This window comes from Hellea balneolensis DSM 19091 (assembly GCF_000428525.1).
Lineage (GTDB): Bacteria > Pseudomonadota > Alphaproteobacteria > Caulobacterales > Maricaulaceae > Hellea > Hellea balneolensis.
Genome location: NZ_AUAC01000002.1, coordinates 771,198 through 795,392 on the forward strand (window position 1 = coordinate 771,198; position 24,195 = coordinate 795,392).

22 protein-coding genes are annotated in these 24,195 nt (G+C 48.9%); 15 read left to right on the plus strand and 7 right to left on the minus strand.

Going from position 1 to position 24,195, the window contains the following annotated elements; genetic code table 11:
• The first annotated feature begins 262 nt into the window (after nt 1-262).
• The 3 genes from F569_RS0103820 to F569_RS0103830 all read left to right on the plus strand — a co-directional run bounded on the left by F569_RS0103820 (nt 263) and on the right by F569_RS0103830 (nt 3,964).
• Nucleotides 263-2,359, plus strand: coding sequence for a sodium-translocating pyrophosphatase (locus F569_RS0103820; RefSeq protein ID WP_026941119.1), 2,097 nt, complete (start codon nt 263-265; stop codon nt 2,357-2,359).
• Between the two features lie 387 nt (nt 2,360-2,746).
• Complete coding sequence (locus F569_RS0103825) at nt 2,747-3,196, plus strand: hypothetical protein (protein WP_026941120.1); 450 nt, start codon at nt 2,747-2,749, stop codon at nt 3,194-3,196.
• A gap of 120 nt (nt 3,197-3,316) precedes the next feature.
• A complete protein-coding gene (locus F569_RS0103830) occupies nt 3,317-3,964 on the plus strand; it encodes a CC0125/CC1285 family lipoprotein (protein ID WP_034387166.1) in 648 nt (215 codons plus the stop codon).
• 58 nt (nt 3,965-4,022) lie between these two features.
• Here F569_RS0103830 and F569_RS0103835 read toward each other — a convergent pair whose 3' ends face one another.
• A complete protein-coding gene (locus F569_RS0103835; RefSeq protein ID WP_026941122.1) occupies nt 4,023-4,556 on the minus strand; it encodes a hypothetical protein in 534 nt (177 codons plus the stop codon).
• A 212-nt stretch (nt 4,557-4,768) separates the two neighbouring features.
• On the opposite strand from F569_RS0103835, the gene F569_RS0103840 reads away from it, so the two are divergent.
• Both F569_RS0103840 and F569_RS0103845 read left to right on the plus strand, forming a co-directional pair.
• The gene (locus F569_RS0103840) at nt 4,769-6,946 is read left to right on the plus strand and encodes a TonB-dependent receptor (protein WP_034387169.1); all 2,178 of its coding nucleotides are present in this window, start codon (nt 4,769-4,771) and stop codon (nt 6,944-6,946) included.
• Nucleotides 6,947-7,076: 130 nt separating this feature from the next.
• On the plus strand, nt 7,077-7,424 hold the full coding sequence (locus F569_RS0103845; protein ID WP_034387172.1) for a DUF6481 family protein: 348 nt from the start codon (nt 7,077-7,079) through the stop codon (nt 7,422-7,424).
• Between the two features lie 36 nt (nt 7,425-7,460).
• On the opposite strand, the gene F569_RS0103850 is transcribed toward F569_RS0103845, so the two are convergent.
• Nucleotides 7,461-8,225 carry a class I SAM-dependent methyltransferase gene (locus tag F569_RS0103850; RefSeq protein ID WP_026941125.1) on the minus strand — a complete coding sequence of 255 codons (765 nt, stop codon included), beginning with the start codon at nt 8,223-8,225 and terminating at the stop codon, nt 7,461-7,463.
• Between the two features lie 194 nt (nt 8,226-8,419).
• Between F569_RS0103850 and F569_RS16350 the strand changes: the two genes are divergently transcribed.
• The 10 genes from F569_RS16350 (at nt 8,420) to F569_RS0103900 (ending at nt 19,298) form a co-directional block, all read left to right on the plus strand.
• On the plus strand, nt 8,420-9,139 hold the full coding sequence (locus tag F569_RS16350) for a thioredoxin domain-containing protein (RefSeq protein WP_051279247.1): 720 nt from the start codon (nt 8,420-8,422) through the stop codon (nt 9,137-9,139).
• A gap of 5 nt (nt 9,140-9,144) precedes the next feature.
• Nucleotides 9,145-12,597 (plus strand): chromosome segregation protein SMC, encoded by a 3,453-nt coding sequence (smc, locus tag F569_RS0103860; RefSeq protein WP_051279249.1) that lies wholly within the window; start codon nt 9,145-9,147, stop codon nt 12,595-12,597.
• A 127-nt stretch (nt 12,598-12,724) separates the two neighbouring features.
• Nucleotides 12,725-14,143: an alpha,alpha-trehalose-phosphate synthase (UDP-forming) gene (locus tag F569_RS16355; protein WP_051279434.1), complete on the plus strand. Its 1,419-nt coding sequence runs from the start codon at nt 12,725-12,727 to the stop codon at nt 14,141-14,143.
• A gap of 1 nt (nt 14,144) precedes the next feature.
• Entirely contained in the window at nt 14,145-14,870 is a 726-nt protein-coding gene (otsB, locus tag F569_RS0103870; RefSeq protein WP_051279251.1) for a trehalose-phosphatase, read from the plus strand.
• Complete coding sequence (locus tag F569_RS0103875) at nt 14,867-16,636, plus strand: glycoside hydrolase family 15 protein (protein WP_026941128.1); 1,770 nt, start codon at nt 14,867-14,869, stop codon at nt 16,634-16,636. The genes otsB and F569_RS0103875 overlap by 4 nt, the downstream gene beginning before the upstream one ends.
• A 204-nt stretch (nt 16,637-16,840) precedes the next feature.
• Complete coding sequence (locus F569_RS16360; RefSeq protein WP_051279253.1) at nt 16,841-17,185, plus strand: AtpZ/AtpI family protein; 345 nt, start codon at nt 16,841-16,843, stop codon at nt 17,183-17,185.
• A gap of 2 nt (nt 17,186-17,187) precedes the next feature.
• Nucleotides 17,188-17,949 (plus strand): F0F1 ATP synthase subunit A, encoded by a 762-nt coding sequence (locus F569_RS0103885; RefSeq protein ID WP_026941129.1) that lies wholly within the window; start codon nt 17,188-17,190, stop codon nt 17,947-17,949.
• 34 nt (nt 17,950-17,983) lie between these two features.
• Nucleotides 17,984-18,211: a F0F1 ATP synthase subunit C gene (locus F569_RS0103890; protein WP_026941130.1), complete on the plus strand. Its 228-nt coding sequence runs from the start codon at nt 17,984-17,986 to the stop codon at nt 18,209-18,211.
• A 27-nt stretch (nt 18,212-18,238) separates the two neighbouring features.
• Nucleotides 18,239-18,787 carry a F0F1 ATP synthase subunit B family protein gene (locus tag F569_RS0103895; RefSeq protein ID WP_084168750.1) on the plus strand — a complete coding sequence of 183 codons (549 nt, stop codon included), beginning with the start codon at nt 18,239-18,241 and terminating at the stop codon, nt 18,785-18,787.
• Between the two features lie 10 nt (nt 18,788-18,797).
• The gene (locus tag F569_RS0103900) at nt 18,798-19,298 is read left to right on the plus strand and encodes a F0F1 ATP synthase subunit B family protein (protein ID WP_026941132.1); all 501 of its coding nucleotides are present in this window, start codon (nt 18,798-18,800) and stop codon (nt 19,296-19,298) included.
• A gap of 87 nt (nt 19,299-19,385) precedes the next feature.
• Here F569_RS0103900 and gcvPB read toward each other — a convergent pair whose 3' ends face one another.
• The 5 genes from gcvPB to gcvT form a co-directional block, all read right to left on the minus strand.
• On the minus strand, nt 19,386-20,948 hold the full coding sequence (gene gcvPB / locus F569_RS0103905; protein WP_026941133.1) for an aminomethyl-transferring glycine dehydrogenase subunit GcvPB: 1,563 nt from the start codon (nt 20,946-20,948) through the stop codon (nt 19,386-19,388).
• Nucleotides 20,945-21,220 carry a hypothetical protein gene (locus F569_RS0103910; protein ID WP_026941134.1) on the minus strand — a complete coding sequence of 92 codons (276 nt, stop codon included), beginning with the start codon at nt 21,218-21,220 and terminating at the stop codon, nt 20,945-20,947. The genes gcvPB and F569_RS0103910 overlap by 4 nt, the downstream gene beginning before the upstream one ends.
• A complete protein-coding gene (gcvPA, locus tag F569_RS0103915; RefSeq protein ID WP_026941135.1) occupies nt 21,217-22,563 on the minus strand; it encodes an aminomethyl-transferring glycine dehydrogenase subunit GcvPA in 1,347 nt (448 codons plus the stop codon). Before gcvPA ends, F569_RS0103910 begins: the two co-directional genes overlap by 4 nt.
• A 108-nt stretch (nt 22,564-22,671) precedes the next feature.
• Complete coding sequence (gcvH, locus tag F569_RS0103920) at nt 22,672-23,043, minus strand: glycine cleavage system protein GcvH (RefSeq protein ID WP_026941136.1); 372 nt, start codon at nt 23,041-23,043, stop codon at nt 22,672-22,674.
• 11 nt (nt 23,044-23,054) lie between these two features.
• Complete coding sequence (gene gcvT, locus F569_RS0103925; protein ID WP_026941137.1) at nt 23,055-24,194, minus strand: glycine cleavage system aminomethyltransferase GcvT; 1,140 nt, start codon at nt 24,192-24,194, stop codon at nt 23,055-23,057.
• Nucleotide 24,195: the final 1 nt, after the last annotated feature.

The following is a 24,195-nucleotide window of genomic DNA, read 5'->3' on the forward strand; positions in this document are numbered from 1 at the left end:
ATTACTCAAATTAAAAATACCCGTTTGATAAGAAATCAAGCGGGTATTTTGCTATCAACTCTGCCTCTTGATTAAACTCGTAAATCCGCTATCAACATCCTATTAACCGCGAGGGGAAGCGTATGTCTGGGAGGACTATACGGCCAACTTCACTTAAGCGAGGGGAAGCGCGTCCGATAGAGATGCGGCCAACTTCATAACACCGAAGCCCATACCTCTTTAAAAGGAGGTAAGCGGCTCAAATTATGAGGAGAGATCACAAATGACTCTTTATCTTATCATAGCAGCAGGCTTGATAGCCGTGCTTTACGGGATCATCACCCGTGCCAGCCTGATGAAGGCTTCAACCGGCAATGAACGCATGAACGAAATCGCAGGCGCGATTCAAGAAGGCGCGAAAGCCTATCTAAACAAGCAATACAAGACCATTGCCATTGTTGGCGTCGTGGTCACCATCCTGCTCTTAGTACTTTTCCGTAATGCCATTGCCCCTGTCGGCTTTGTGCTAGGTGCGGTACTCTCGGGCATTGCGGGCTATGTCGGCATGCTCGTATCAGTCCAAGCCAATGTACGGACAACTGAAGCCTCACGCGAAAGCCTTGGCAAAGGCCTTAACGTCGCTTTTAAAGCCGGCGCTATTACAGGAATGCTGGTCGCAGGTTTCGCCCTGCTCGGCTTAGCTGGCTATTACCTCATCCTAACCCAAGTTATGGGCGCGGATTCTCGCGAAATCATTGACGGGCTTGTGTCTCTGTCACTCGGCGCGTCTTTGATTTCAGTCTTTGCGCGTCTCGGAGGTGGTATCTTTACCAAAGGTGCTGACGTTGGCGGTGACTTGGTTGGTAAAGTCGAAGCAGGCATCCCAGAGGATGATCCGCGTAACCCAGCTACTATCGCTGACAATGTTGGCGACAATGTTGGTGACTGTGCAGGTATGGCGGCTGACCTATTTGAGACCTATGTCGTGACTATCGCGGCCACAATGGTTCTTGGCTCTATCATGTTTGGCGCAGTGGGTTCACTTGCGCTGTATCCAATGGCGATTGCCGCTGTGTGTATTATCACATCCATCATCGGCACTTACTTTGTCCGCCTCGGCAAAGGGTCAACCAATGTTATGGGCGCTCTTTATAAAGGCCTCATCGCAACGGGTGTTCTGTCTGCTCTCGCGATTGGTGCTGTCACGCATCACATGGTTGGCTTCGGCGCTATTGAAGATACAGGCATGACAGGTAAAGCGCTCTTTATCTGCTCGCTTATCGGACTTATGATTACAGGCGCGATTGTTGTTGTAACCGAATATTATACAGGGACAAAATATAAGCCTGTTCAATCTGTTGCTGCAGCCTCTGAATCTGGGCACGGCACAAATGTTATTCAAGGCCTTGCGGTCTCTATGGAAGCGACAGCTGTTCCTGTTCTCATCATTGTATTCGGTATTATCGCGACATTCAGCCTTGCGGGTCTTTACGGCATCGCGATTGCTGTGACGGCCATGCTTGGCGTTGCCGGTATGATTGTTGCGCTCGACGCTTTCGGTCCTGTGACTGATAATGCGGGCGGCATTGCGGAAATGGCTGAACTGCCATCTGAAGTCCGCAATACAACAGACGCTCTCGACGCGGTTGGTAACACCACAAAAGCTGTGACCAAAGGTTACGCGATTGCATCAGCGGGTCTCGGCGCGCTTGTGCTTTTTGCGGCTTATTACAAAGACGTTGAGTATTTTGCCTCCATCGCAAAACCTGGCTCATTCTTTGACGGTCTTGGCGCGCTAACCTTTAGCCTGACCGACCCTTACGTTATCGTCGGTCTCTTCATTGGCGGCATGCTCCCATATCTCTTTGGCGCATGGGCTATGCAATCTGTTGGCCGTGCGGCAGGTGCAATTGTGGAAGAAGTCCGCCGTCAGTTCAAAGCGGATCCCGGCATCATGGCGGGAACATCTCGTCCAGATTACGCCAAAGCGGTTGACCTTCTGACGGGTGCAGCGATTAAAGAAATGATCAAGCCATCACTTCTGCCCATCCTCGCGCCTATTGTGCTGTTCTTCGCTGTGAAATTCACAGCAGGTAACGCGGCGGCAGTGTCAGCTCTCGGCGCGATGCTTCTCGGCGTTATCGTGACAGGTCTCTTCGTGGCTCTGTCTATGACAGCGGGTGGCGGCGCTTGGGATAATGCCAAGAAGTATATCGAAGACGGTCACCATGGCGGTAAAGGTTCTGAAGCTCACAAAGCCTCCGTAACTGGTGATACAGTTGGCGATCCTTATAAGGACACAGCCGGCCCGGCCGTCAACCCGATGATCAAGATTACAAATATCATCGCGTTGCTTCTATTGGCAGTTATTGCGCACTAATATCAACATAACCCACTCGCCGCGAAGCGGCGGGCTCTCGTGGTTATGATGATACAAGTAACTCTAAGCCTCGCCTTGTGCGGGGCTTTTTAATGCCAACAAGGCACATCTCTTGCAAGGCTCTCTGATTGTAGTCGGAGGTTCCCATGAGGGGTTCAAATTTGGTCTTAGTTTTCGCCCCCATAATCATACTGGAATTACTACGCCCCGCTTTTGAGGCATCAACATTTTCAAATAGTACCAAAGGCACAATAATTGGTATTTATCTAAGTCTGTCAGCCATCGGCCTTATTAAGACATATCGCGCGATGAAGTCTTGATGGACTACGGCGGAACTCGCACGGGTGAATTCATAAGCTGTTAAACTCGATGGGATTAAGCAGAGACATGGAACCTATTGCCCCCATAATAGAAACAGCACATCAACAGCGAAGTCCCGCACGTGGCACCTTGGCAGATGCGATTGCTACAGTTCTAGCCAGTATGGCCGCAATAACAGTCTTCATATATTCTACGGTTTTTTTCTTCAGTTTTCTGGAAAATGATACGCATATTTGGGGCATTCTATCCGCTTTTCTACTTTGCTTTGGGGTAGGCGCATTTGCCTATATTCCAGCAACTCTCACAGGTCTGATTGCGTGGAAGGCCTATAAAAAAGGGGCTGAAAAGAAACCACTATTATGGGCAATCCTGTTGCTTCTACCTTGGATTTGCTTGAGTCTTGCGCTGTTCTTTGTCAGTGATATGGCTGTCATTTATAGCGCGCCAACTTTAATTACAGTCACCCTCTTAACGGCTTGGGCCCTGATTTCATTACGAAATTTACACAAACGATAGCGTTGTCATCACGCCTTTGTGCAGCGCCTAATATTGTAAAATACCCTTAAATGAATTAGATTTTCATCGTGCGTTCAGGGACTGCGCGCTATTGAAGTTCGTAATATAGGAGACACCCAGATGAAATTACGTCACCTCTTAATGGCCGCTTCCGCTGCAATTCTTGCGGCATGCGCCACCTCAACCCCTTATCAACCCGCTTCAAAAGCCGGCGGATTTGACGGGTTTAGTCAAACGATGATAGAAAATGATCGCGCCCGCGTGACATTTGGTGGAAATTCCCTGACGGAACGTGAAACTGTTGAGAATTATCTTCTCTACCGCGCGGCCGAGATTGCTACAGAACGTGGGTTTGACCATTTCACCCTAGCTGAGCGCGAAACTGAACAAAAGACACGCCTTCGAGCTAGTCCGGGTATAAGCCGCGGACTTTATGACCCTTACTTTGGCTATAGCTTTTATCGCCCCCGTTATGGATGGAGCCGCGGCTATGCGTTTTCTCGATTTGGTGGTTTTTATGGCCCTCGCGGACGTGGCTATGGACGCAGGGGTTTCGGGCAGAGAGGATTTGGGTTTGGACCGTCCTTTGGATATGATCCGTTCTTTGACGATTATGACGTGCGCGAAATTACCAAATATCGCGCAACAGCTGAAGTCAAGTTTGGACGCGGTGCGAAACCTGCCAATAAAGATAATGCATTCAATGCCAGAGAGGTTTTAAAGAACCTCGCGCCAACCATCTCATATCCAGAGCAAAAAGAAGGATAGATGTTCATCCTTGTCCCGAAAAATTACTAAACCGTCCTTTTGGACGGTTTTTTATGGCTCAATATAAAGCTCCAATAACTTGTTGTGCTTTTATCGGATGAGACTGTTTTGAGGGAGGCCTGACACCTTCGGATGCAAGGCTTTCAATATTTATATCCGCTTGGGCGCAAATAATACCATAAGTCACAGCCGCATGGCGGGCGTAAACCGTATCATGCTGAGCCAATAACCATGTCAGGTGTAAATGACAAAGATCATCTCTCCCCTCTTGCGCTGCCGCTAATGCCGCGACGATAGAAAGCTCATCAGCCGTAACACGAAAGGTTCCGGGAGAAGACAATGTGATCTTTCGCGTGCCTAATACACCTAACTGATAGGAAAAACTTTTAAGAGCGTTCATGGCCAGCCGTCCAGCTGTACCGCCATGTTGGGATTTAAGAGCATCATTATCCATTGAGAAAGCGCGGTTAAATCCCGCTGTAAAATGACAACACCCTGTCTTACCCGATGCAATCGCGCGAAATCCCCATAAAGCAAACCCACTTCCAAAACCGAGATCGGTGATACATTTATTCTCTACAAAGGGGTGCATTGCTAATTCCTATAATTGCGACTCATTCTCATATGCAGTGTTTTCATAATTGAGAATGATTCACAAGTAATAACTTTTTATATTTATTATCCTTAGAAAAACAGACACTTTTCACTTGCAACTCACTCGCAAGAACACTAACAATCTTGTAATTAAGAATTATTCTCAAATTGAATTGCAACTTACAAAAACTCCGAAGGGCACCGAAGTAAATGGCTATCACGACGAACACATCCACATTTCTGAAACTCCTTTTAGGCTCTGCGATAGGCCTCGTCACAGCCGTGAATGCATCGGCACAATCCCAATCACAGGACGAAATCGTCGTCACGGGTAAGTATCTCTATGTTGATCAAATTAACGCTCTTAAAAGTCCAACCCCGATTATCGATGTACCGCAATCCTTATCCATTGTGACGGCTGACCAAATCACGAATCAGGGCTTTGATAGCGTTGGTGATATCATCAACTACATCCCGGGCGTTACAAATACACAAGGCGAAGGCCACCGAGACGCTGTTGTTTTTCGCGGTGTCAGATCGACAGCTGATTTCTTTGTAGATGGCGTGCGGGATGACGTTCAATATTACCGCGGACTATATAATATTGAACAGGTCGAAATCTTACGCGGTGCGAATGCCCTTCTTTTCGGTCGTGGCGGAACGGGTGGCCTCGTAAACCGCGTGACGAAAAAGGGACAGTTAGGAGAACAATTCACAGGCTATAAAGCTTCGCTAGATACATTCGGCGCCTTTGGTCTTGAACTGGACAGTAATTTTGCGACTAGCGATAACTCTGCAATCCGCATCAATGGGATGTATGAGAATTTGAACAATCATCGCGATTTTTATGATGGAGATCGCTTCGCGATAAACCCGACAGCCCGTTTCGAACTTTCCCCACAAACAATCGTCGATCTCTCATATGAATATATCGACAATCAACGCTTTATTGACCGAGGCATCCCGGTAAATGATCTGACAGGAGGTGACGGCGAGCCCGTCAAAGCCTTTAAAGATATAGTCTTTGGCGATCCCGAGCTTAATACTGCTCAGAACAAAGCTCACGTCCTGCGGGCGACACTCACACAAGAGTTTTCAAACAATCTCAAAGGTGTCTTCAATGCGAGCTATAGCGATTTTGATAAATTATATCAGAATTTTTATGCGCAAGACCTTCGTTCATTGACGGCTGATGGAACAAGCGGTGTCGTGCGCCTTGATGGTTACGTGGACACAACACAACGCAAGAGCTTTAACCTCTCCGGAAACCTCATCGGCGAATTCGCCACGGGCAGAATCGAGCATACAATTGTGACGGGCCTCGAATATAGAGACACATCAAATAATAATGATCGCTTTAACCCAGAGTTTCCTTTTGGCGCAGATGGCGCTGGTGATGACCGTGAAGACTTTATTATTGCGCGTCCTTTAAACTTTTTCGGCGGCAGTGGTGTTGACTCCGACGGCAACGCGTTCACAGTCGGATTCGGTAATGTAAATGACAACACTGAAGCTGACGTAAAAGTCTTTTCAGCCTTTATCCAAGATGAGATTGCTTTGTCTGATAAGCTAGATATCGTTATCGGAGCTCGCTTTGATAGCTTTGACTTCGAAGTCGATGACCTCAAAACCAGTGAACAGCGCGGACGTAAAGATGAAGAGATTTCCCCTCGCCTAGGACTTGTTTTAAAACCCCAAGAGAACGTCTCTTTTTACGGCAGTTTTAGCCAAAGTTTCTTGCCGCGCTCCGGCGGACAATTTGCATCTGTCAGCAATACCACACAACTTTTTGAACCAGATGTCTTTGAAAGCTTGGAGGCAGGTCTAAAGTGGGATATTGTTTCAGGCCTTAGCTTCACAGCCGCTTATTTTCAAAATGAGCAAACGATCGATGCTGCTATTGACGGAGCACCAGAAGATCTTGAAAGACGCGGCTTGGAAGTTGATGGATTTGAACTTCAACTCGAAGGACAATTTACAGAGCGTCTATATGTCAGAGCAGGGTATGCCAATCTAAAAGGCAAAACAGATTTTAATGATATAGGTGTGGCCCAAGAGTTACCGCGAGAGTTACCTGAAAACACATTTTCAATCTGGTCAAATTTCCAAGTCACAGACCGGTTTGGACTCGGTCTAGGCGCAACCTATCAGGACGAAGCGTTCATTAGCGATTTGGATATAGGCGCACCATCCTCTAGTCATCCGACGCTTCCCTCTTTTACACGTTTAGATGCGGCGGCATATTATGATGTGAACGATGATATGCGTATACAAGTAAATATCGAAAATCTGACGGACACAGTTTATTTCCCGTCCTCGCACAGCACCCATCAAGCCACCGTTGGCGCACCGCTCAATGCCCGCTTTACGGTTTCTGGACGTTTCTAAACCAGACTTGCTTCTGAGAAAGTTTTTCACAGAGCTAACCCTTGATTTCTCAAACGTTAACCGCGATATAGCGCTCATATCGAGCTGAGCCATATCGCGGCAGCCATTATTTTATTGAGGATTTATCTTTATGAGTTTTACGGGTTCTACATTCAACGATCGCTTGAAAGAGCAAAAAGAAGCTAAGTTAGCTATGCTCAAACGCGCGAAAGCAAAAGAGCTGGACCCTGAGGAAAAAGCGAAACTCATGGAAGAGCGTGCTAAGCGCAATGAAGAACGCGCCAAACGTGAAGCCGAAAAAGAGGTTGCGCGCAAAGCCAAGCTTAAAAAAGCTGCTGAAGAGAAGGCTGAAAAAGAGCGTAAACATAAACTCGCTCAAGAAGCTGCACAAAAAGCCAAAATCGAAATGGAACGTGCTGCAAAAGCTCGCCGCGATGCTAAATATGCCGCGCGTAAAGCCAAAAACTCGCGCCGCTAAGCTTTAAACCTACCAGTCCCAATCGTTGGAAAGGATTTAAACTTTCCAACCCCAATGCAGGGCGGCAATACCGCCTGTGAAATCATGATAGCTGACGCGGGCAAACCCGGCGTCTTTTATCATGTCTGTAAATGTATCTTGCCGAGGAAACTTACGAATAGACTCAACCAAATATTGATAACTCGGCGCATCGCCCGCAAGTAAACCGCCAAGCTTGGGTATGACATTGAATGAATAGGCATCATATATGCTGCGCAACACTTTCTCTGGTGGTGTAGAGAATTCTAACACAAAGAGACGCCCGCCAGGCTTTAGGACTCTAAGAAAATCACGCAGAGCCATGTCGCGATCGGTTACATTTCGAATGCCAAAGGCTATTGTTATAGCGTCTGCATAATTATCAGGAAACGGTAAGCATTGTGCATTACCGCACACTCGATTCAAGTCCATGCCATCATCTTTTTTAGGATCAATTCCTGCTAATAACATCTCAGCATTTATATCACATATGTAAGCTCTAACTGAATCCCCGCCCCTGCGAAGACGCACCTCATCAGCTTTCTTTATAAAGCGGCGTGCAAGATCTCCTGTCCCGCCCGCGACATCAATCAGCACTTCACCAGGTTGAGGGTTTAACTTGGTAATCGTAAGGTTTTTCCAAACGCGGTGGATGCCCAACGACATGGCATCATTCATCAGGTCATAATTTTGCGCGACCGAGTCGAAAACACCGCGCACGCGTGATTGTTTCTCCTCAACAGGAACCTCTTCAAAGCCAAAATCTATCGTATTTGTTGTCATAAACTACGCCTGGCATAGATATCGCATTTTATCCATATGACAGAGAAGCGCAGAGCCGCTTTTCAATGAAGGGCGTAATAGCACTGCATAAGAGGCTTTTTTATCCACATCTTTGCTCTATTTAAACCGCCTTAAGATATTAACAAACACTTAACGCGCCCTTGCTATCTTATTGGAAATTGAGAGTATTTGATATGACTGATTATTTTAAAATCGATTCGCTTAAACGTGCCCTTATAGTCGGCCTAGCAGCCTTGACACTAACTGCGTGTAGCGGCGGAGACTCAGCCAAGCCGACCTCCGCAACCGGCAGCAATTCTGAATATCTTGTTCCCAATGACCATGTCACAGGTAGCCCTGACGCGCCTGTGACAGTCGTTGAATATGCCTCGGTCGCTTGCGGTGCATGCGCAGGTTGGCACAATCAAGTTTATCCTGAATTCAAGAAAAAATATGTCGATACAGGTAAAGTGCGCTATGTGTTTCGCGAATATGTTACAGGCGTACCTGAATATGCGGATGCAGGCTTCATGATTGCCCTCTGTGCCGCTGACGAAAACTACTTCAAGAATATTGCTTTTCAATTCAAGCGTTTCAATCAGATCATGAAAATGGGTCAACAAGGGAAAGCGCGCGATGCCTATATTGGAATCGCGAAGTCCGCAGGGCTTTCAGAAGATGAATTCGTGACTTGCATGCAAAATCAAGAACTGCGTGACCAATATAAAGCCAAGATGCAAACGGGCGTGGATATGGGCGTTACCGCAACACCAGCTTTTTTCATCAATGGCAAGAAAGAAAAAGTCTATACATTAGAGACCATTGAAGACGTAATCCTACCTCTCCTTGGAGAACCTATCCCTGACAGAACGGCAGAAACTGACGCCGAAGCGCCTGAGACTAAAGCTGAGTAATCACGATGGGTTCGCTGGCATTCAATCAAATAAAGCTGACTGGATTTAAATCCTTTGTCGAGCCTACTGATTTTATTATTCAGCCGGGCCTAACGGGTATTGTCGGCCCTAATGGTTGCGGCAAATCTAACCTGCTCGAAGCCATTCGTTGGGTTATGGGCGCAAACTCAGCCAAGGCTATGCGCGGCTCAGCCATGGAAGATGTTATCTTTTCAGGAACAAAGCAGCGCCCCGGCCGAAATCAAGCTCATGTTACGCTGACGATCGATAACTCCGCACGTATCGCGCCGCCTATGTTCAATGATGAAGAGACCTTGGAAATCACACGTATCATCACCAAAGGCAAAGGCTCTACCTATAAGGTCAATAATAAGACCGTAAGAGCCAAAGATGTTCAGCTTCTTTTTGCAGATGCAAGTACAGGTGCAAATTCCCCTGCTCTTGTCCGTCAAGGCCAGATCAATGAACTTATTGCGGCCAAGCCGTCCAATCGCCGCCGTATTCTTGAGGAAGCCGCCGGAATTTCAGGGTTACATACGCGCCGTCACGAAGCCGAATTACGTTTACGGGCTGCAGAAACAAACCTTTCACGCCTCGATGATATTTTAGGACAAATTGAGAGCCAGCTCTTATCTTTGCGCCGCCAATCCCGCCAAGCCGCGAGATATAAAAGGCTCGCGGGTGAAATCCACGAATATAAAGCACTTCTATGGTTAAAACGTTGGGTCTCTGCGCTTGATACATTATCAGGCGCTCAAGACGCACTTAAGGCTTGTGAAAGCCAAGTCGCAGATACTGCAACAAAGGCCTCTGAGTTAACTCGGAAAGCCGCCGAGCTAAACGGTTTACTTGAACCAAAACGCGAAGAGCAAATCATTGCCGCGGCTGTGCTTGGACGCTTAAACGCCGCAAAAGATGCGCTAGAACAAGACGAGCATGCGGCAAATACGGAAATTCGCAAACTTGAAAACCAAATTGAACAACTTGCCGCTGACCTGGCCCGCGAGACAGGGATTGTTGAAGATGCCGCCGCGGCTGAAGCCCGGCTGACCGAAGAGTTTGAAAAGTTAAAGGCCGTAAAAGACACCAGTGCTGCTCTGGACGCAGCGGCGGATGAAGCAGAAGCCGCGATTGCATCGCGCTCCTCTCTTGAGACAGACTACAATGAACTTACACGCCGCGCCGCGGACCAAAATGCCCGGCGCGATTCCGCAGCCCGTGAATTATCCCAGATAGAACATCGTCTCGAACGCCTGACATCTGAAGAGGCTGATACAGGAGATAAATTAGCATCTATGCAAAAAAGCGGCGGTTCCACGGGTAACCTGTTTGCAGCTGGCGCAACGGAGGCTCTTACCGCGCTTGAGGCTGCGAGAGAGAAAGAACAAAACCTTGCTGCCAATAAAGCTGAAGCTGAGACACACGATCAAAGTGCAAGAGAAGCCTTGTCAGATGCCAAACAGGCGCTCTCCACTCTAACAGCTGAACAATCGGCCCTAGAACGCGTTGTATCTCGCGGAGAAAATGCCGATTGGACTCCAGCCCTTTCAGCTCTTGATGTCAAAAAAGGATATGAGCAAGCTCTAGCTGCTGCTTTGGGTGAAGACCTTGATGCCGCTATTGGCGGGGAGGCACAGCTGCGCTGGACTGGCGCGGAGGCTCCGCCTCAAAACTTACCTGTCGGGGCTAAACCTCTCGCAGATTTTGTTAAAGCGCCTAAGGAATTAGCCGCGCGGCTCTCCCAAATCGGTGTTGTGGACGCCAATTACATTGTCACACTTGCCCGCACTCTTGGCCCAGGACAGCGCCTTGTCACGACAGATGGTCATGTCGCACGCTGGGATGGATTTGAAATCGCGGCAGGGGCAGAAACTTCAGCGGCGATAAAATTAAAGCAGCAAACCCGCCTCACCGAATTGGCCGCTGAGATTAAACTCGCTGAAGCTGAAGTCGCAAAAAACCAAGGCGCATTTGAAACAGCCCGCGAAGCTCGAAATGCCGCTAATGAAGCGGCTCGAACTGCGCGCCAAGCCCTTCCTGATTTAGAGCGCCGCGATCGCGCCGCTCAAGCCGCCCTCGCCCAATATGAAACAGATGTCGCCCGGGAGTCTGCACAAAAGCGGTCTTTAGAAGAGCGCCTAGAGCGGCTTGAACGCGAGATCAAAGAACTTACAGCTCAGCGTGAGACCTCCCTAAAGCTCAATGATGAATTGGCCGGCGGCGAAGATGTATCGGCTCAACAAGAAGAGCTTTCTGAGAAACTTAGCGAAGCCCGCGCCCGCGCCGACGAAGCCACAGGGCAATATCGAAGCTTAAAAAATGAAGCTGAAGCAAGAGCGCAACGTTTGGCATCTGTTGAAAAAGAGCGAGCAGACTGGACCCGTCGTTCAGAAACAGCCACATCCAGAGTAACCTCTCTACAGGGCCGTCAAGACGCCGCTAAGCTATCTCTGACAGCAGCAACTGATGGCCCTGATCAGTTTGAAGAACGCCGTAATAAATTATTCCGCGAGTTGGAAATAGCGGAAAACCGCCGCAGCACAGCCGCTGATGTTCTCGCCCAAGCTGAAAGCGCCTTCCGCGAAGCCGACCATGCAGCAAGAGAAGCGGAAACTGCGGCAGGAGAATCACGTGAGGCTCGGGCCGCCGCGCAAGCAAGGTTAACAGCTGCAGAGGAGCGAATTGGAGAAACCAAAGCCCGTATAAATGAAACTCTTCAGTGCGAACCGTCCGAGCTAAAATCACACCTCGGAGAGCTTTCTGCTGAGAGCGGGCTTTCAGAGCATGATATCGAACGCAAATTGGAACGCCTATCGAAAGAGCGTGAAAAGATGGGCGGCGTGAATCTTCGCGCTGATGAAGAGGCAGCCGAACAAGAAGAGCGCCTATCAGCCATGAATGATGAGCGCCAAGACCTCGAAGCGGCGATAGCGCGTTTGCGCGAGGGCATTGACGAGCTGAATTCCGAAGGTCGCCAACGTCTTCTTAACGCCTTTGATATCGTAAATGGTCATTTTGGACGTCTCTTCACAACACTTTTTGGCGGCGGTGAAGCCTCCCTAGCGCTAACAGAGTCGGATGACCCGCTCGAAGCCGGCCTTGAAGTTATGGTCAGCCCTCCCGGTAAAAAGCTTGGTTCTATGTCCCTTATGTCAGGCGGTGAGCAGGCTTTGACGGCCACAGCGCTTATCTTTGCAGTCTTCCTATCAAACCCAGCACCGATATGCGTACTCGACGAAGTTGACGCGCCCCTAGATGACGCCAATGTTGCGCGTTATTGTAATCTTCTTGATACAATGACAGAACAAACTAATACGAAGTTCATTACCATAACCCATAACGCTGTCACCATGAGCCGGATGGACCGACTGTTTGGTGTTACAATGGCAGAGCAAGGCGTTTCCCAACTTCTGTCAATTGAATTGGGCGCCGCAGAAAAATTGGTCGCAGCCGAATAATTATCGCTTTACCCTCTCAGAGCTCAAAACGTAGAGTATCACCGCACAATATATGTGCTTTACTAGCAACTTATCCATAATTCTGGCTTTTACTGGCGTTTTATTAGACATCTCTTATGGTAATATCATGCCAGAGACACCGCTATTCGATCCGAAAAAAGGCCGCTTAATTGCTGTTTCCAATCGCACAGCCGTGGATCCGAATGCACGTGCTGGCGGACTCGCTGTTGCACTCTGGGATACGCTTGTTGAAACAAAGGGGGTTTGGGTAGGTTGGAGCGGCCGTGTTAAAGACTATGCAGGAAATAAACTTCAGACAAAGCTGGATGATGGCGTTGAATTCGCCCTCTGTGATATGTCCAAAATACAATATGAGGAGTTTTACCTTGGCTATTCCAACAGTGTTCTATGGCCGCTTCTTCACAACCGATTAGACTTGGCTGTTTTAGATAATAAATTCTACGAAGCCTATTGCGAGATAAATGAAAAATTCGCTGAAATTATAAGCGGCATATCCGGTAAAGACGATTTCATCTGGGTGCATGATTATCACTTCTTTCTCTTAGCCAGTTATTTCAGGCAAAAAAATCTTGAAGCAAAGACCGGTTTTTTCTTACATATCCCATTTCCAGCGCCTGAAATTTTCCGTGCCCTCCCGCAACACGATATCATTGGCCGCGCATTATGTGACTATGATGTTATAGGACTTCAAACTGACAATGACGTGCGTAATTTCAAACGTTTTCTATCTGAAGATCATAACGGAGAAGTCATAAGTGACGAGCAGATGAAAGTCGGCGACCGTATCATTACGATCCGCCATTGTCCGATTGGTATGAACGCGCCTGAATTTTCTGAGACGGCAAACTCTAAAATGGCCAAGGATGCCGCAGAAAGTCTGAACCGCTTTTTAGGAGGACGGCAGCTCATTATAGGCGTTGACCGCATGGATTATTCCAAAGGCCTGCCACAACGATTTGAAGCGGTTGGCCGACTGTTTGACAGCTACCCTAAAACGCATGGCAATGTCTCTTTCACTCAGATAGCGCCGCCTTCAAGATCTATTGTAGATGAATATGCGCATCTACGGGAAACCTTGGATCAGCTCGCAGGACGAATAAATGGTGATTATGGTGACTTGGACTGGATTCCTATCCGCTATCTGGCCCGTAGCTACTCGCGGGAGGAAATTGCAGGGCTCTACAAAATGGCGGATGTTTGTCTGGTAACCCCCTTGCAAGACGGTATGAATCTAGTGGCTAAGGAATTTATTGCCGCGCAGGACCCAAACGATCCCGGCGTGCTAGTTCTTTCTCAATTTGCTGGTGCGTCCGAACAAATGAACGACGCCTTGATCGTAAATCCTCATGATACTGACAGTGTCGCCGACGCTATAAGCCAAGCTTTGAAAATGCCTATTGACGAGCGAAAAACACGCTGGGCTGCCCTTTATAAAAATATTTGCGAAGAGGATATTGTCTGGTGGCGAAAACGTTTTTTTGCACCTGTTAAAACCATCACCTCTGAAATTGCTGCGACTAAGTAAAATGCGACCTAAGCCTTCCTCAGATATTCTGCTTACAGAAAGACATGCCTTATTTCTTGATTTCGACGGAACTTTGGCTCCGATATGTGATGATCCCGACTCGGTCACCCTATCCGACATGCAAACAGATCTTCTAGTTAGTCTTTCAGAGCATCTTAGCAGCGCAGTTGCTATAATAAGTGGACGTGACTTGCGCGATTTGAGCACACGCGTTCCGGCTGCACTTTGGCGTAGTGGAAATCATGGACTATACGTCGCCCCGCCGCATAAAATTGTGCCAACCGATTTACCGGCACTGCCTAGCGGGTTACTCACATCTCTTGAGCGTTTCATTTCTCATATGGAAGGTGTCTGGGTCGAGAAAAAAGGACCTGTGGCCGCCATCCATTTTCGAGCTGCGCCGCAATATGAAGATGATATCTTAAATAGTGTAGAAACAATCTTGAAGCGTTTCTCTGGTTATAAAATTCAGCACGGCAATAAGATCATAGAAGCCAAACCTCTAGCCGCCAATAAAGGTTACTTCATACAAAACCAAATGACCCGCCGGAGTTTTAGTGGACGCATTCCAGTTATGATTGGTGATGACACCACGGATGAAGATGCTTTTCAAGCCGTACAAAACATGGGCGGTATAGCCGTGAAAGTTGGAGACGGCGAAAGTTGCGCGAATTACCGCGCCCCTGAAATTTCTGATGTATATTTACTACTAAGGAGTGCCTTATGAGCACACTTGACCTCGGCATCATCGGCAATTCCACTATTGCTGGCCTGATTGATGCACAAGCGCGTTACCAATGGCTATGTCTTCCTCGGTTGGATGGAGACCCGATATTTGACTCACTTTTAGGCGGCAAAGGTAGTTTTGGTGTTTGGATGGAAGACCTGAAAAGCCGTGAGCAATCCTATGAACCTAATACTGCGATACTGCGCACAAAGCTAATCTCAGAGGATGGCAGCGCGCTCGAGATTATAGACTTCGCTCCACATTTTGAAAAGCGGGGGCGTACATTCCGTCCGACTTCATTCGTGCGGCAGTTCAAAGTTATCTCTGGGGCTCCCCGAATTCGTATTGATATCTCGCCCCAAGCTGATTGGGGGGAAAACCCCCCCACACCTATTCGCGGCGTTAATCACATAAGCTATCGCCACGATAATTTAGGGTTTCGTATCACGACGAATGCGCCCGTCTCTTACCTGCTCTCTGAAACCAGCTTCATTATTGACCGTGATATTAGCTTTATTTGCGGCCCGGACGAAACTGTGGCGGAGAATATCGATCACCTTGCTGCAGATTGGTATGAACGCACTAAGACTTATTGGCAGGGTTGGGTTCGGAGTCTAGCGATCCCTCCGGATTGGCAGGAAGCTGTTATTCGCGCGGCCATTACTTTGAAACTTTGTGTTTATGAAGAGACGGGCGGTGTGGTTGCGGCGCTCACAACCTCTGTGCCTGAACATCAAGGGTCAATGCGTAATTGGGATTACCGCTATTGTTGGATTCGTGATGCCTATTTTTCTGTCACCGCCCTTAACCGCCTTGCCTCTATGGGGACGCTTGAGCACTATATGCGTTATGTTCGTAATATTGTGGCGATGTCCAAAGGCGGTCATATTCAGCCGCTTTTCGGCATTGGGCTTGAAGCAGAATTATCCGAAGAAATTGTAGAAAGCTTACCCGGATATCGCGGTTACGGCCCCGTGCGTAAAGGCAATCAAGCTGCGGAACATATTCAACACGATGTTTATGGACAGGTTGTTCTGGCGATTACACAAGCCTTTTTTGATGAGCGTCTTCTGACCAAACCCGGTATTGCAGAATTTGAGCAGTTAGAGCCTGTCGGAGAGCGTGCTTATGCGATGCACGATACGCCTGATGCCGGCATTTGGGAATTTCGTACCATTGCCCATGTTCATACCTCATCCGCTATTATGTGTTGGGCCGCCTGTGACCGCTTAAGCAAAATCGCTAAGCATTTAGGGCTAGAGGACCGTGCGCTCTATTGGGCGGAACGGGCGCAGATAATTCACAAAACTGTATTGGACAATGCGTTCAACATCGACATGAATGCTTTTACAGCGTCATATAATGGAGACACTTTGGATGCCTCTGTGCTGCTCATGGCTGAAATTGGGTTTCTGCCCGCGAGCGATCCCCGATATGTTGGTACTGTTGAAGCTGTTGATCGCGATCTACGTGAAGGCAATCATATTTATCGCTACAAGACGGAAGATGATTTCGGGCGGCCTGAAACCGCGTTCACAGCCTGCACCTTCTGGCACATTGACGCCTTGTACCGTATTGGACGCACTGACGAGGCCAAAGACATGTTCACCTCTATTCTCAATCAGAGAAATCATCTGGGCTTGTTATCAGAGGATGTGGACCCAAAAACAGATGAGTTATGGGGAAATTTCCCGCAAACTTATTCTATGGTCGGGATTATCAATTCAGCTAACCTGATGAGTCGCCGTTGGACGGATATTATCTAGCGCAAATAAGCCACATCAGCAGATTTTCATACGGATATATGCACAGATTGTCGCACTTGATGAAAAACAGGAAAATCATATATATTTCAATATCTTAGCCAATCCGTGACGAGTGTTGACTTCTACCCCCCTAATAGCTAGGTTCCGCGCGCTTTCGGAGAGTTTTCAAAACTGGGAATCTTTAGAGGGCTTGAGCTGGTAATTATGTCTAACCCGAATGGAAATTCCTCAAACTCTGATGCAGATGATTTGAAAACTTTTAGCGACAAGCTCGAAGCGACCAAAAAATCCCACGAGCCGAAGGTGTTCCAAAATGACAGGTCAGGCATCGGAGCGGGCTTAAAATATGCCAGCGAATTTTCTGCGGCTGTTATAGTTGGTGCTTTTCTCGGCTATGGTGTCGATAAACTCACTGATAGCGGACCTTGGGGAATGATAGCTGGGCTACTATTAGGATTCGGCGCAGGCGTTCTAAACGTTGTTCGCGCCGCGAAAGAAGGAATGGATGGTTCAGGCACAGATTTGCCGCCGGAACCAGACGAGGATTAAAGATGATCGCTGCAGGTCTAGACCCTATTGGTCAGTTCGAAATTAAGAAACTGGCTGAGCTGAAAATCGGTAATTTCGATATCAGCTTCACCAACTCATCTTTGATGATGGTTATCTGCGTGGCCACTGTTTCACTCTGGTTACTGCTCTCGACAAAAAAATCTCTCATACCCGGACGCGCACAATCAATTGCTGAAGTCTCTTATGAATTTATCGCAGATATGCTGCGCTCCTCTGCTGGAAAGGACGGAATGAAGTTCTTTCCGTTTGTCTTCACGCTCTTCATCTTTATCCTTTTCGCCAACATGCTCGGCATGGTGCCTTTTTTCTTCACGACAACAAGCCATATCGTTGTGACAGCCGTTTTGGCTCTCATGGTTTTTGCTATCGTGATCGTGTATGGCGTTTGGAAAAATGGCTTAAGCTTCCTAAAGCTCTTCTGGCCAGCAGGAGTTCCGATTGCGATCAAACCATTTGTATGCCTACTTGAAATTATATCCTTTATCTCGCGCCCCTTAAGCCATTCCGTCCGTCTTTGGGCAAATATGATGGCGGGTCACATCATGCTAAAGGTCTTTGCTGGCTTTTGTATCATGCTTGTCGGCGCATTCGGCGTTGTCGGCGGCTCATTGGCAGGTATCTTACCTTTCCTAATGACCTTCGCCCTAACTCCACTCGAGTTTCTTGTGTCCTTTGTGCAAGCCTATGTCTTTGCGCTTTTGACATGTATCTATCTTTCGGATGCCTTGCATCCGGGACACTAACTGCAATAATAAACGCTTTTCTTAGGAGATTATCATGGAAGCAGAAGCAGCAAAATACATCGGCGCAGGTCTTGCCTGTTTTGGTATGGCGGGTGCCGGTATCGGTGTGGGTAACCTCTTTGGTCAGTATCTGTCGGGCGCTCTTCGCAACCCGTCCGCTGCCCAAGGTCAGTTCTCAAACCTCATCTTCGGCTTCGCTGTTACAGAAGCTATGGGCATCTTCTCATTGCTCGTCGCTATTCTACTCCTTTTCGTTGTCTAAGACGGCGAAACTAACGAAGGTATCGCAATGATTAACGCGATGACACTCATGGGTCTGAAACTCGCCGCTGCACCTGCGGGCGGCGAGAATGCGGCGGAGAAAGTCTTTCCGCCCTTCAACCCAGACTATTTTGCAACCCAAGTTTTCTGGCTCTTGCTAACATTCGGCATATTGTATTTCCTACTGTCCCGTATCTTTTTGCCGCGTATAGGCCAAACGATAGAGGAACGCAGTTCACGTATTGCTGATGATTTGGATGCGGCTTCCCGCATGCAAAAAGAGGCCGAAGAAGCTGAAAAATCTTATGAGCGTGCTCTAGCCGATGCTAAAGCCAAGGCCCATAACGTTGCCGAGACCACGCGCCAATCCGTAGATGCTGAAATTAAGGTTGAAATGGATGCCGCAGATGCTGAGGCGTCGAAAGCGGCTGAAGCTGCGGAGACCCGCATTCGAGGCGTTCGGGCCAAAGCCCTCGCCAATATTGAGTCCGTGGCCTCCGAGGCAGCTCAAGCGACTATCGAAGCTTTAACAGGCAAAAAACCAACATTGGCGACTGTCAAAAAAGCGCTGAATTAGGAGCAAGACTATGTATTTTGATTTTGCCCTCAACAGTCCTACGATATGGGTTTTCTTTGCCCTTGTTCTTTTTCTGCTCGTGCTTGGCTATTTTGGTATTCACAAAAAGATAGCAGGATCTCTTGATGCACGTGCTGATAAAATTCGCGCGGAACTTGATGAAGCCAGATCTCTTCGCGAAGAAGCTCAAGCTCTCTTGGCCTCTTATCAGCGCAAGCAGAAAGAAGCCGAAGAACAAGCTGACAGCATCGTTAAACAGGCGCGTCATGATGCAGAAATCATGGCAACAAACGCCCGTAAAGATTTGGCTGAACGTCTTGAACGGCGCGCGGAACAAGCTGAAGCTAAAATTGCAACAGCAGAAGCGCAAGCCATGGCAGAAGTAAAAGCCAAAGCTGCGGAAATGGCGCTTAACGCAGCTGAAAAGCTCATCCGGTCAGGCACAACATCTGAGGATCATGCGAAACTTGTGAAAGACGGTATCGCGCAGATGGGCAAAGTTTTAAATTAGCCCTTATTCATATTCTACAATTTAAAAAGCCGCTCTTTAGAAGCGGCTTTTTTACGTTTATAGGACCCTTGAACTTTGACCTAAGAATTACTCCGCCGCTTCCGCCGTTTCACTCGGAGATGTCCATCGCAGGACAGGTTTACGAGCCGCTTGTGTTTCATCCAGGCGGCGCATGGGCGCATAGACCGGAGCTTGCTTAAAGCTCTCCACATCGCCTGATCTCGCCCGCTCAGCCAAATGCCGCATAGAACCGATAAAGCGGTCAAGCTCGCCTTTTGACTCAGATTCAGTTGGTTCAATCAGCATCGCGCCATGCACAACAAGCGGGAAATACATGGTCATCGGATGGTAGCCCTCATCAATCATCGCCTTAGCAAAATCGAGCGTATCCACGCCTGTGTCCTTCAGAAAACTATCGTCGAAAAGAGCCTCATGCATGCAGATACCGCCAAAGGCAGGGCTCATGACATCAGAGAGCGACGCCTGCACATAATTTGCGTTGAGCACGGCGTCTTCCGTGGCTTGCTTCAACCCATCTGCGCCGTGGCTCATCATATAGGTTAGCGCGCGGCTATACATGCCCATCTGTCCGTGGAAGGCGCACATACGGCCAAAGCTGACCTCGTCTTTATGCTCGACTAGCGCATAGCCCTGCTCCGTTTTCGTGACATAAGGCACAGGTGCGTGATCTTTCAGCGCATTGGACAGAACTGTCGGACCAGAACCTGGGCCGCCACCGCCATGCGGCGTTGAGAAAGTTTTATGTAGATTCAAATGCATAGCATCCACGCCCAAATCACCCGGACGCACGCGGCCAACAAGCGCATTGAAATTGGCACCGTCACAATAAAAGTAACCCCCGGCCGCGTGGATGAGGTCCGCAATTTCGATAATATCACGCTCAAACAAGCCGCAAGTATTGGGGTTGGTCAGCATGATACCCGCGACGCTATTAGGGTCGCTTTTGATTTTCTCTTTAAGCGATTCAATATTCACGCGGCCATCACCTGAAGCGGGGATTTCATCGACGGTAAAGCCGCACTGCACGGCTGTCGCAGGATTGGTACCGTGGGCCGATTCAGGCACTAAGACGCGGCGGCGTTGTGATTGCCCATCGGCGTCCAAACGCGCCCGTATCGCCATCATCCCGCAAAGCTCACCATGGGCCCCTGCTTTAGGCGTTAGAGCGACGGCAGGCATACCCGTCAATTTGCAAATCCAATCGGACAGCTCATACATCAGCTCCAATGCGCCTTGCACAGTTGAGACAGGCTGCAAAGGATGCACGTCAGCAAAGCCGGGCATACGCGCGACCTTTTCATTCAGGCGCGGATTATGCTTCATTGTGCAAGAGCCGAGCGGATAAACGCCAAGGTCAATGGCGTAATTTTTTTGCGACAAACGCACATAATGGCGCATTGTTTCAGGCTCTGACAGGCCCGGCAGACCAATCTCGCCTTGGCGCTCATTATTCGCGCCAAGACGTGAAGCGCGGCCTTTGGCAGCAGGGAAATCAATCCCCGTCCGCCGCGGCGTGCCCGTTTCAAAGATAAGCTTGGTGCCTTGCTCCAAGGCTTTAGAGCCGGAGACGGTTTTCACGTCATTGGAGTTAGCCGCGACGGGGCTAGTGGGGCGTCCTTCGGTTTTCATGATTTTGCCTCCAAATAAGCATCCCATTCAACAGGCAGTAACTCGGGAAAGCTCTTTGTGATTATATTGTCGATTTCATCTGTTAATTCACCAACCAATAAATCTTCAACATAGACTGTAAATTTTAATTCATCTCCAGGCTTCACAAAAGAATTAGCCAAGATTTTGTAACCTCTATTAGCCTCCAAAAAGTCTTTCGTAGCTTTAATTAGTGTTTCCGCATTATCGCGAGAGTAAGGATACACATCCGTCAAACGATTAAGTGTTTTCATGACAAAACCTCCTCAAGAGCATGACCAAAGGCGTGGATATCATCGTCACTGACGACTTCTGTAGCGCAAACGAGGAGCAAGTCTTCATGCTGTCCCCCGCTAATGCGCGAGAACGGAACACCGCCGAGAATGTCTTTGTCGGCGAGCGCTTGCACGACTTCGCTTGCGCGTTTTGAGAGCTTCACCGTGAACTCATTAAAGAAGGTTTCGTTGAGCACCTCTGCGCCGTCAATGCCGTCAATAATGTCGGCCATGTGACAGGCGTTTTCATGGTTCAGTGTCGCGAGACGTTTCAGACCCGCATCACCGAGTAGGCTCATATGGATGGTGAAGGCCAGACAGCAAAGACCACTATTAGTACAGATATTCGAGGTCGCTTTTTCGCGGCGAATATGTTGCTCGCGCGTGGACAGGGTCAGCACATAACCGCGCTCGCCATTGGCATCCACAGTCTCGCCGCAGACCCGACCCGGCATTTGCCTCACAAGTTTTTGTCGGCAAGCAAAGAGCCCGACATGCGGCCCCCCAAAGTTTAGGCCCACGCCTAACCCCTGTCCTTCGCCAACCACAATATCCGCGCCTTGTTCGCCAGGGGATTTAATCAGGCCAAGCGCAACAGGTTCAGTAAAGACCGCAATCAACAGCGCCTTATGCGCATGGGCTTTCTCGGCAATCGGCGCGAGGTCGACAATCTCGCCAAAGACATTGGGCGATTGGACAACGACGCAAGACATTTCATCCGTAATCATATCAATAACGCTTTGGTCTTGGCCGATAGCGGGGGCGACTTCGGTCACGTTAATACTCAAAGTCGACGCTAAGGTTTGCGTTGCGGCTGCATAATGCGGGTGAAGGCCCGGCGCGAGAATAGCTTTTGGTTTCTTACCGCGGGCCACTCGGTGTGCCATAACCACGGCTTCGGCGCAAGCAGTCGAGCCGTCATACATGGATGCATTGGCGACATCCATGCCTGTCAAAAGCGCGACTTGTGTTTGGAATTCAAACAGCGTTTGCAGCGTGCCTTGGCTGATTTCGGGCTGATAGGGCGTATAGGCCGTCAGAAATTCTGAGCGCTGAATGAGATGATCCACGGTCGAAGGGATATGATGCTTATAAGCCCCGGCCCCGCAGAAAAATGGCACGGAAGACGCGCTGACGGATTTGCTTGATAAACGCGACATATGCCCCTCAACCGCCGCTTCGGATTGATGCAGGGGCAAATCGATGAGGCTGTCCAATCGCGCCGATTTCGGCACATCCTCGAACAGTGCATCGATAGATTTAACGCCTACGACATCGAGCATAGCCGCGCGGTCATTCGCATTTAAAGGGAGGTAACGCATTTAATTTATCTTTCGTTTTGTGTTCCCCGCCCTGAGCGGGGATCTCCCAAGAGGGAGTACCAAATTGATGGAGACCCCCGCTCAAGGCGGGGGACAAAACCTTAAAACCTAAAGCCCGTCGCAATATTCTTTATATTTCGCCTCATCCATCAAGCTCTCAAGCTCACTACTATCCGCGATTGTCATCTTCAGGAACCAGCCGTCGCCATCCGCAGAAGCGTTCACTGTCTCTGGGGCGTCTTCAAGTTTTTCGTTGACCTCGGTGACCTCGCCGCCGACCGGGGAGTAGACTTCAGAGGCAGCCTTGACAGATTCGACAACCGCAGCTTCGTCGCCCTTGGCCATGTCACGGCCGATTTCCGGTAATTCAACGTAGACGACATCGCCGAGTTGTTTGGCAGCATAAGGACTGATCCCGACCGTTCCTTTATCTCCGTCAACTTTTATCCATTCATGATCTTCTGTGAAATATATTGACATGATGTCCTCCTCTATCCTCTGTAATAATTATGCGGCGCGAATGGCATTTTCGCGACTGTGGCGGCGCGGGCTTTGCCGCGCACGATGAGCTGAACAGGCGTCCCCGCTTTGGTAAATTTTCTCGCGACATAACCCATAGCAACAGGCCCACCCGCAGTCGGTCCAAAGCCGCCGCTGGTAATCTCGCCAATGGTATTGCCATCCATATCCTGAATCTCGGTATGCTCGCGTGCGGGGGCGCGGCCTTCGGGCTGAATTCCAACGAGGCGTTTGGTGGATTTATCCGCGATGTCAGACACGATGCGTTCTACGCCTTTATATCCTGCCTCTGCGCTGCGGCGGTGTTTCTGGATAGACCAGAACAGCCCCGCTTCAATAGGCGAAACACTGGTATCAATATCGTGACCATAAAGGCATAATCCAGCTTCGAGGCGGAGGCTATCACGCGCACCGAGGCCAATCATCTCAACCTCTTCATTTGAGAGTATCATCTCCGTCAGTTCGACAACATCATCATGCTTGACGGAAATTTCATAACCGTCTTCCCCCGTATAGCCGGAGCGGGAGACATGGCACCACATGGTAGGCGTCAAAGGAATATCAAGCGAGGTCATAAAGACCATATCTTTCACGGCAGGATTAAGCCTTGCGAGTACATCCACGGCTTTCGGGCCTTGCAGCGCGATGAGCGAGAGCGTGTCATCAGCCACATCAATCGTAATGCCCGGCGGCATATAAGTCGCCAGATGCATAAAATCATCCGCCTTACAGCCTGCATTAACGACGAGATAAAGCTTATGCGTATGGCCTTCGAAGCCCAAGCGGGTGATCATCAAATCATCTAAAATACCGCCCTCATCATTGAGAAATTGCGAATAGCGAATTTGCCCGGGCTTCAGCGATTGAATATCAGCGGGCACTAAGCGCTCCAGCGCTTTGGCTGCCGTTTCAAATGTCTCGTCATCAGCAAATATAAAACATTGCCCCATATGGGAGACGTCAAAGAGCCCCGCTTTATCGCGCGTATGTAGATGCTCTTTCATCACCCCCAAGGGATAATGTACGGGCATATCATAGCCTGCAAAGGGCACCATCTTCGCGCCAAGGGCGACATGTTTGGCGTGGAGTTTCGTCTTTAGTAAGTCAGACATA

Coding starts and splice junctions, on each gene's coding strand:
- F569_RS0103820 (WP_026941119.1), top strand. CDS start 263: ATGACTCTTTATCTTATCATAGCAGCAGGCTTGATAGCCGTGCTTTAC.
- F569_RS0103825 (WP_026941120.1), top strand. CDS start 2,747: ATGGAACCTATTGCCCCCATAATAGAAACAGCACATCAACAGCGAAGT.
- F569_RS0103830 (WP_034387166.1), top strand. CDS start 3,317: ATGAAATTACGTCACCTCTTAATGGCCGCTTCCGCTGCAATTCTTGCG.
- F569_RS0103835 (WP_026941122.1), bottom strand. CDS start 4,556: ATGCACCCCTTTGTAGAGAATAAATGTATCACCGATCTCGGTTTTGGA.
- F569_RS0103840 (WP_034387169.1), top strand. CDS start 4,769: ATGGCTATCACGACGAACACATCCACATTTCTGAAACTCCTTTTAGGC.
- F569_RS0103845 (WP_034387172.1), top strand. CDS start 7,077: ATGAGTTTTACGGGTTCTACATTCAACGATCGCTTGAAAGAGCAAAAA.
- F569_RS0103850 (WP_026941125.1), bottom strand. CDS start 8,225: ATGACAACAAATACGATAGATTTTGGCTTTGAAGAGGTTCCTGTTGAG.
- F569_RS16350 (WP_051279247.1), top strand. CDS start 8,420: ATGACTGATTATTTTAAAATCGATTCGCTTAAACGTGCCCTTATAGTC.
- smc (WP_051279249.1), top strand. CDS start 9,145: ATGGGTTCGCTGGCATTCAATCAAATAAAGCTGACTGGATTTAAATCC.
- F569_RS16355 (WP_051279434.1), top strand. CDS start 12,725: ATGCCAGAGACACCGCTATTCGATCCGAAAAAAGGCCGCTTAATTGCT.
- otsB (WP_051279251.1), top strand. CDS start 14,145: ATGCGACCTAAGCCTTCCTCAGATATTCTGCTTACAGAAAGACATGCC.
- F569_RS0103875 (WP_026941128.1), top strand. CDS start 14,867: ATGAGCACACTTGACCTCGGCATCATCGGCAATTCCACTATTGCTGGC.
- F569_RS16360 (WP_051279253.1), top strand. CDS start 16,841: ATGTCTAACCCGAATGGAAATTCCTCAAACTCTGATGCAGATGATTTG.
- F569_RS0103885 (WP_026941129.1), top strand. CDS start 17,188: ATGATCGCTGCAGGTCTAGACCCTATTGGTCAGTTCGAAATTAAGAAA.
- F569_RS0103890 (WP_026941130.1), top strand. CDS start 17,984: ATGGAAGCAGAAGCAGCAAAATACATCGGCGCAGGTCTTGCCTGTTTT.
- F569_RS0103895 (WP_084168750.1), top strand. CDS start 18,239: ATGATTAACGCGATGACACTCATGGGTCTGAAACTCGCCGCTGCACCT.
- F569_RS0103900 (WP_026941132.1), top strand. CDS start 18,798: ATGTATTTTGATTTTGCCCTCAACAGTCCTACGATATGGGTTTTCTTT.
- gcvPB (WP_026941133.1), bottom strand. CDS start 20,948: ATGAAAACCGAAGGACGCCCCACTAGCCCCGTCGCGGCTAACTCCAAT.
- F569_RS0103910 (WP_026941134.1), bottom strand. CDS start 21,220: ATGAAAACACTTAATCGTTTGACGGATGTGTATCCTTACTCTCGCGAT.
- gcvPA (WP_026941135.1), bottom strand. CDS start 22,563: ATGCGTTACCTCCCTTTAAATGCGAATGACCGCGCGGCTATGCTCGAT.
- gcvH (WP_026941136.1), bottom strand. CDS start 23,043: ATGTCAATATATTTCACAGAAGATCATGAATGGATAAAAGTTGACGGA.
- gcvT (WP_026941137.1), bottom strand. CDS start 24,194: ATGTCTGACTTACTAAAGACGAAACTCCACGCCAAACATGTCGCCCTT.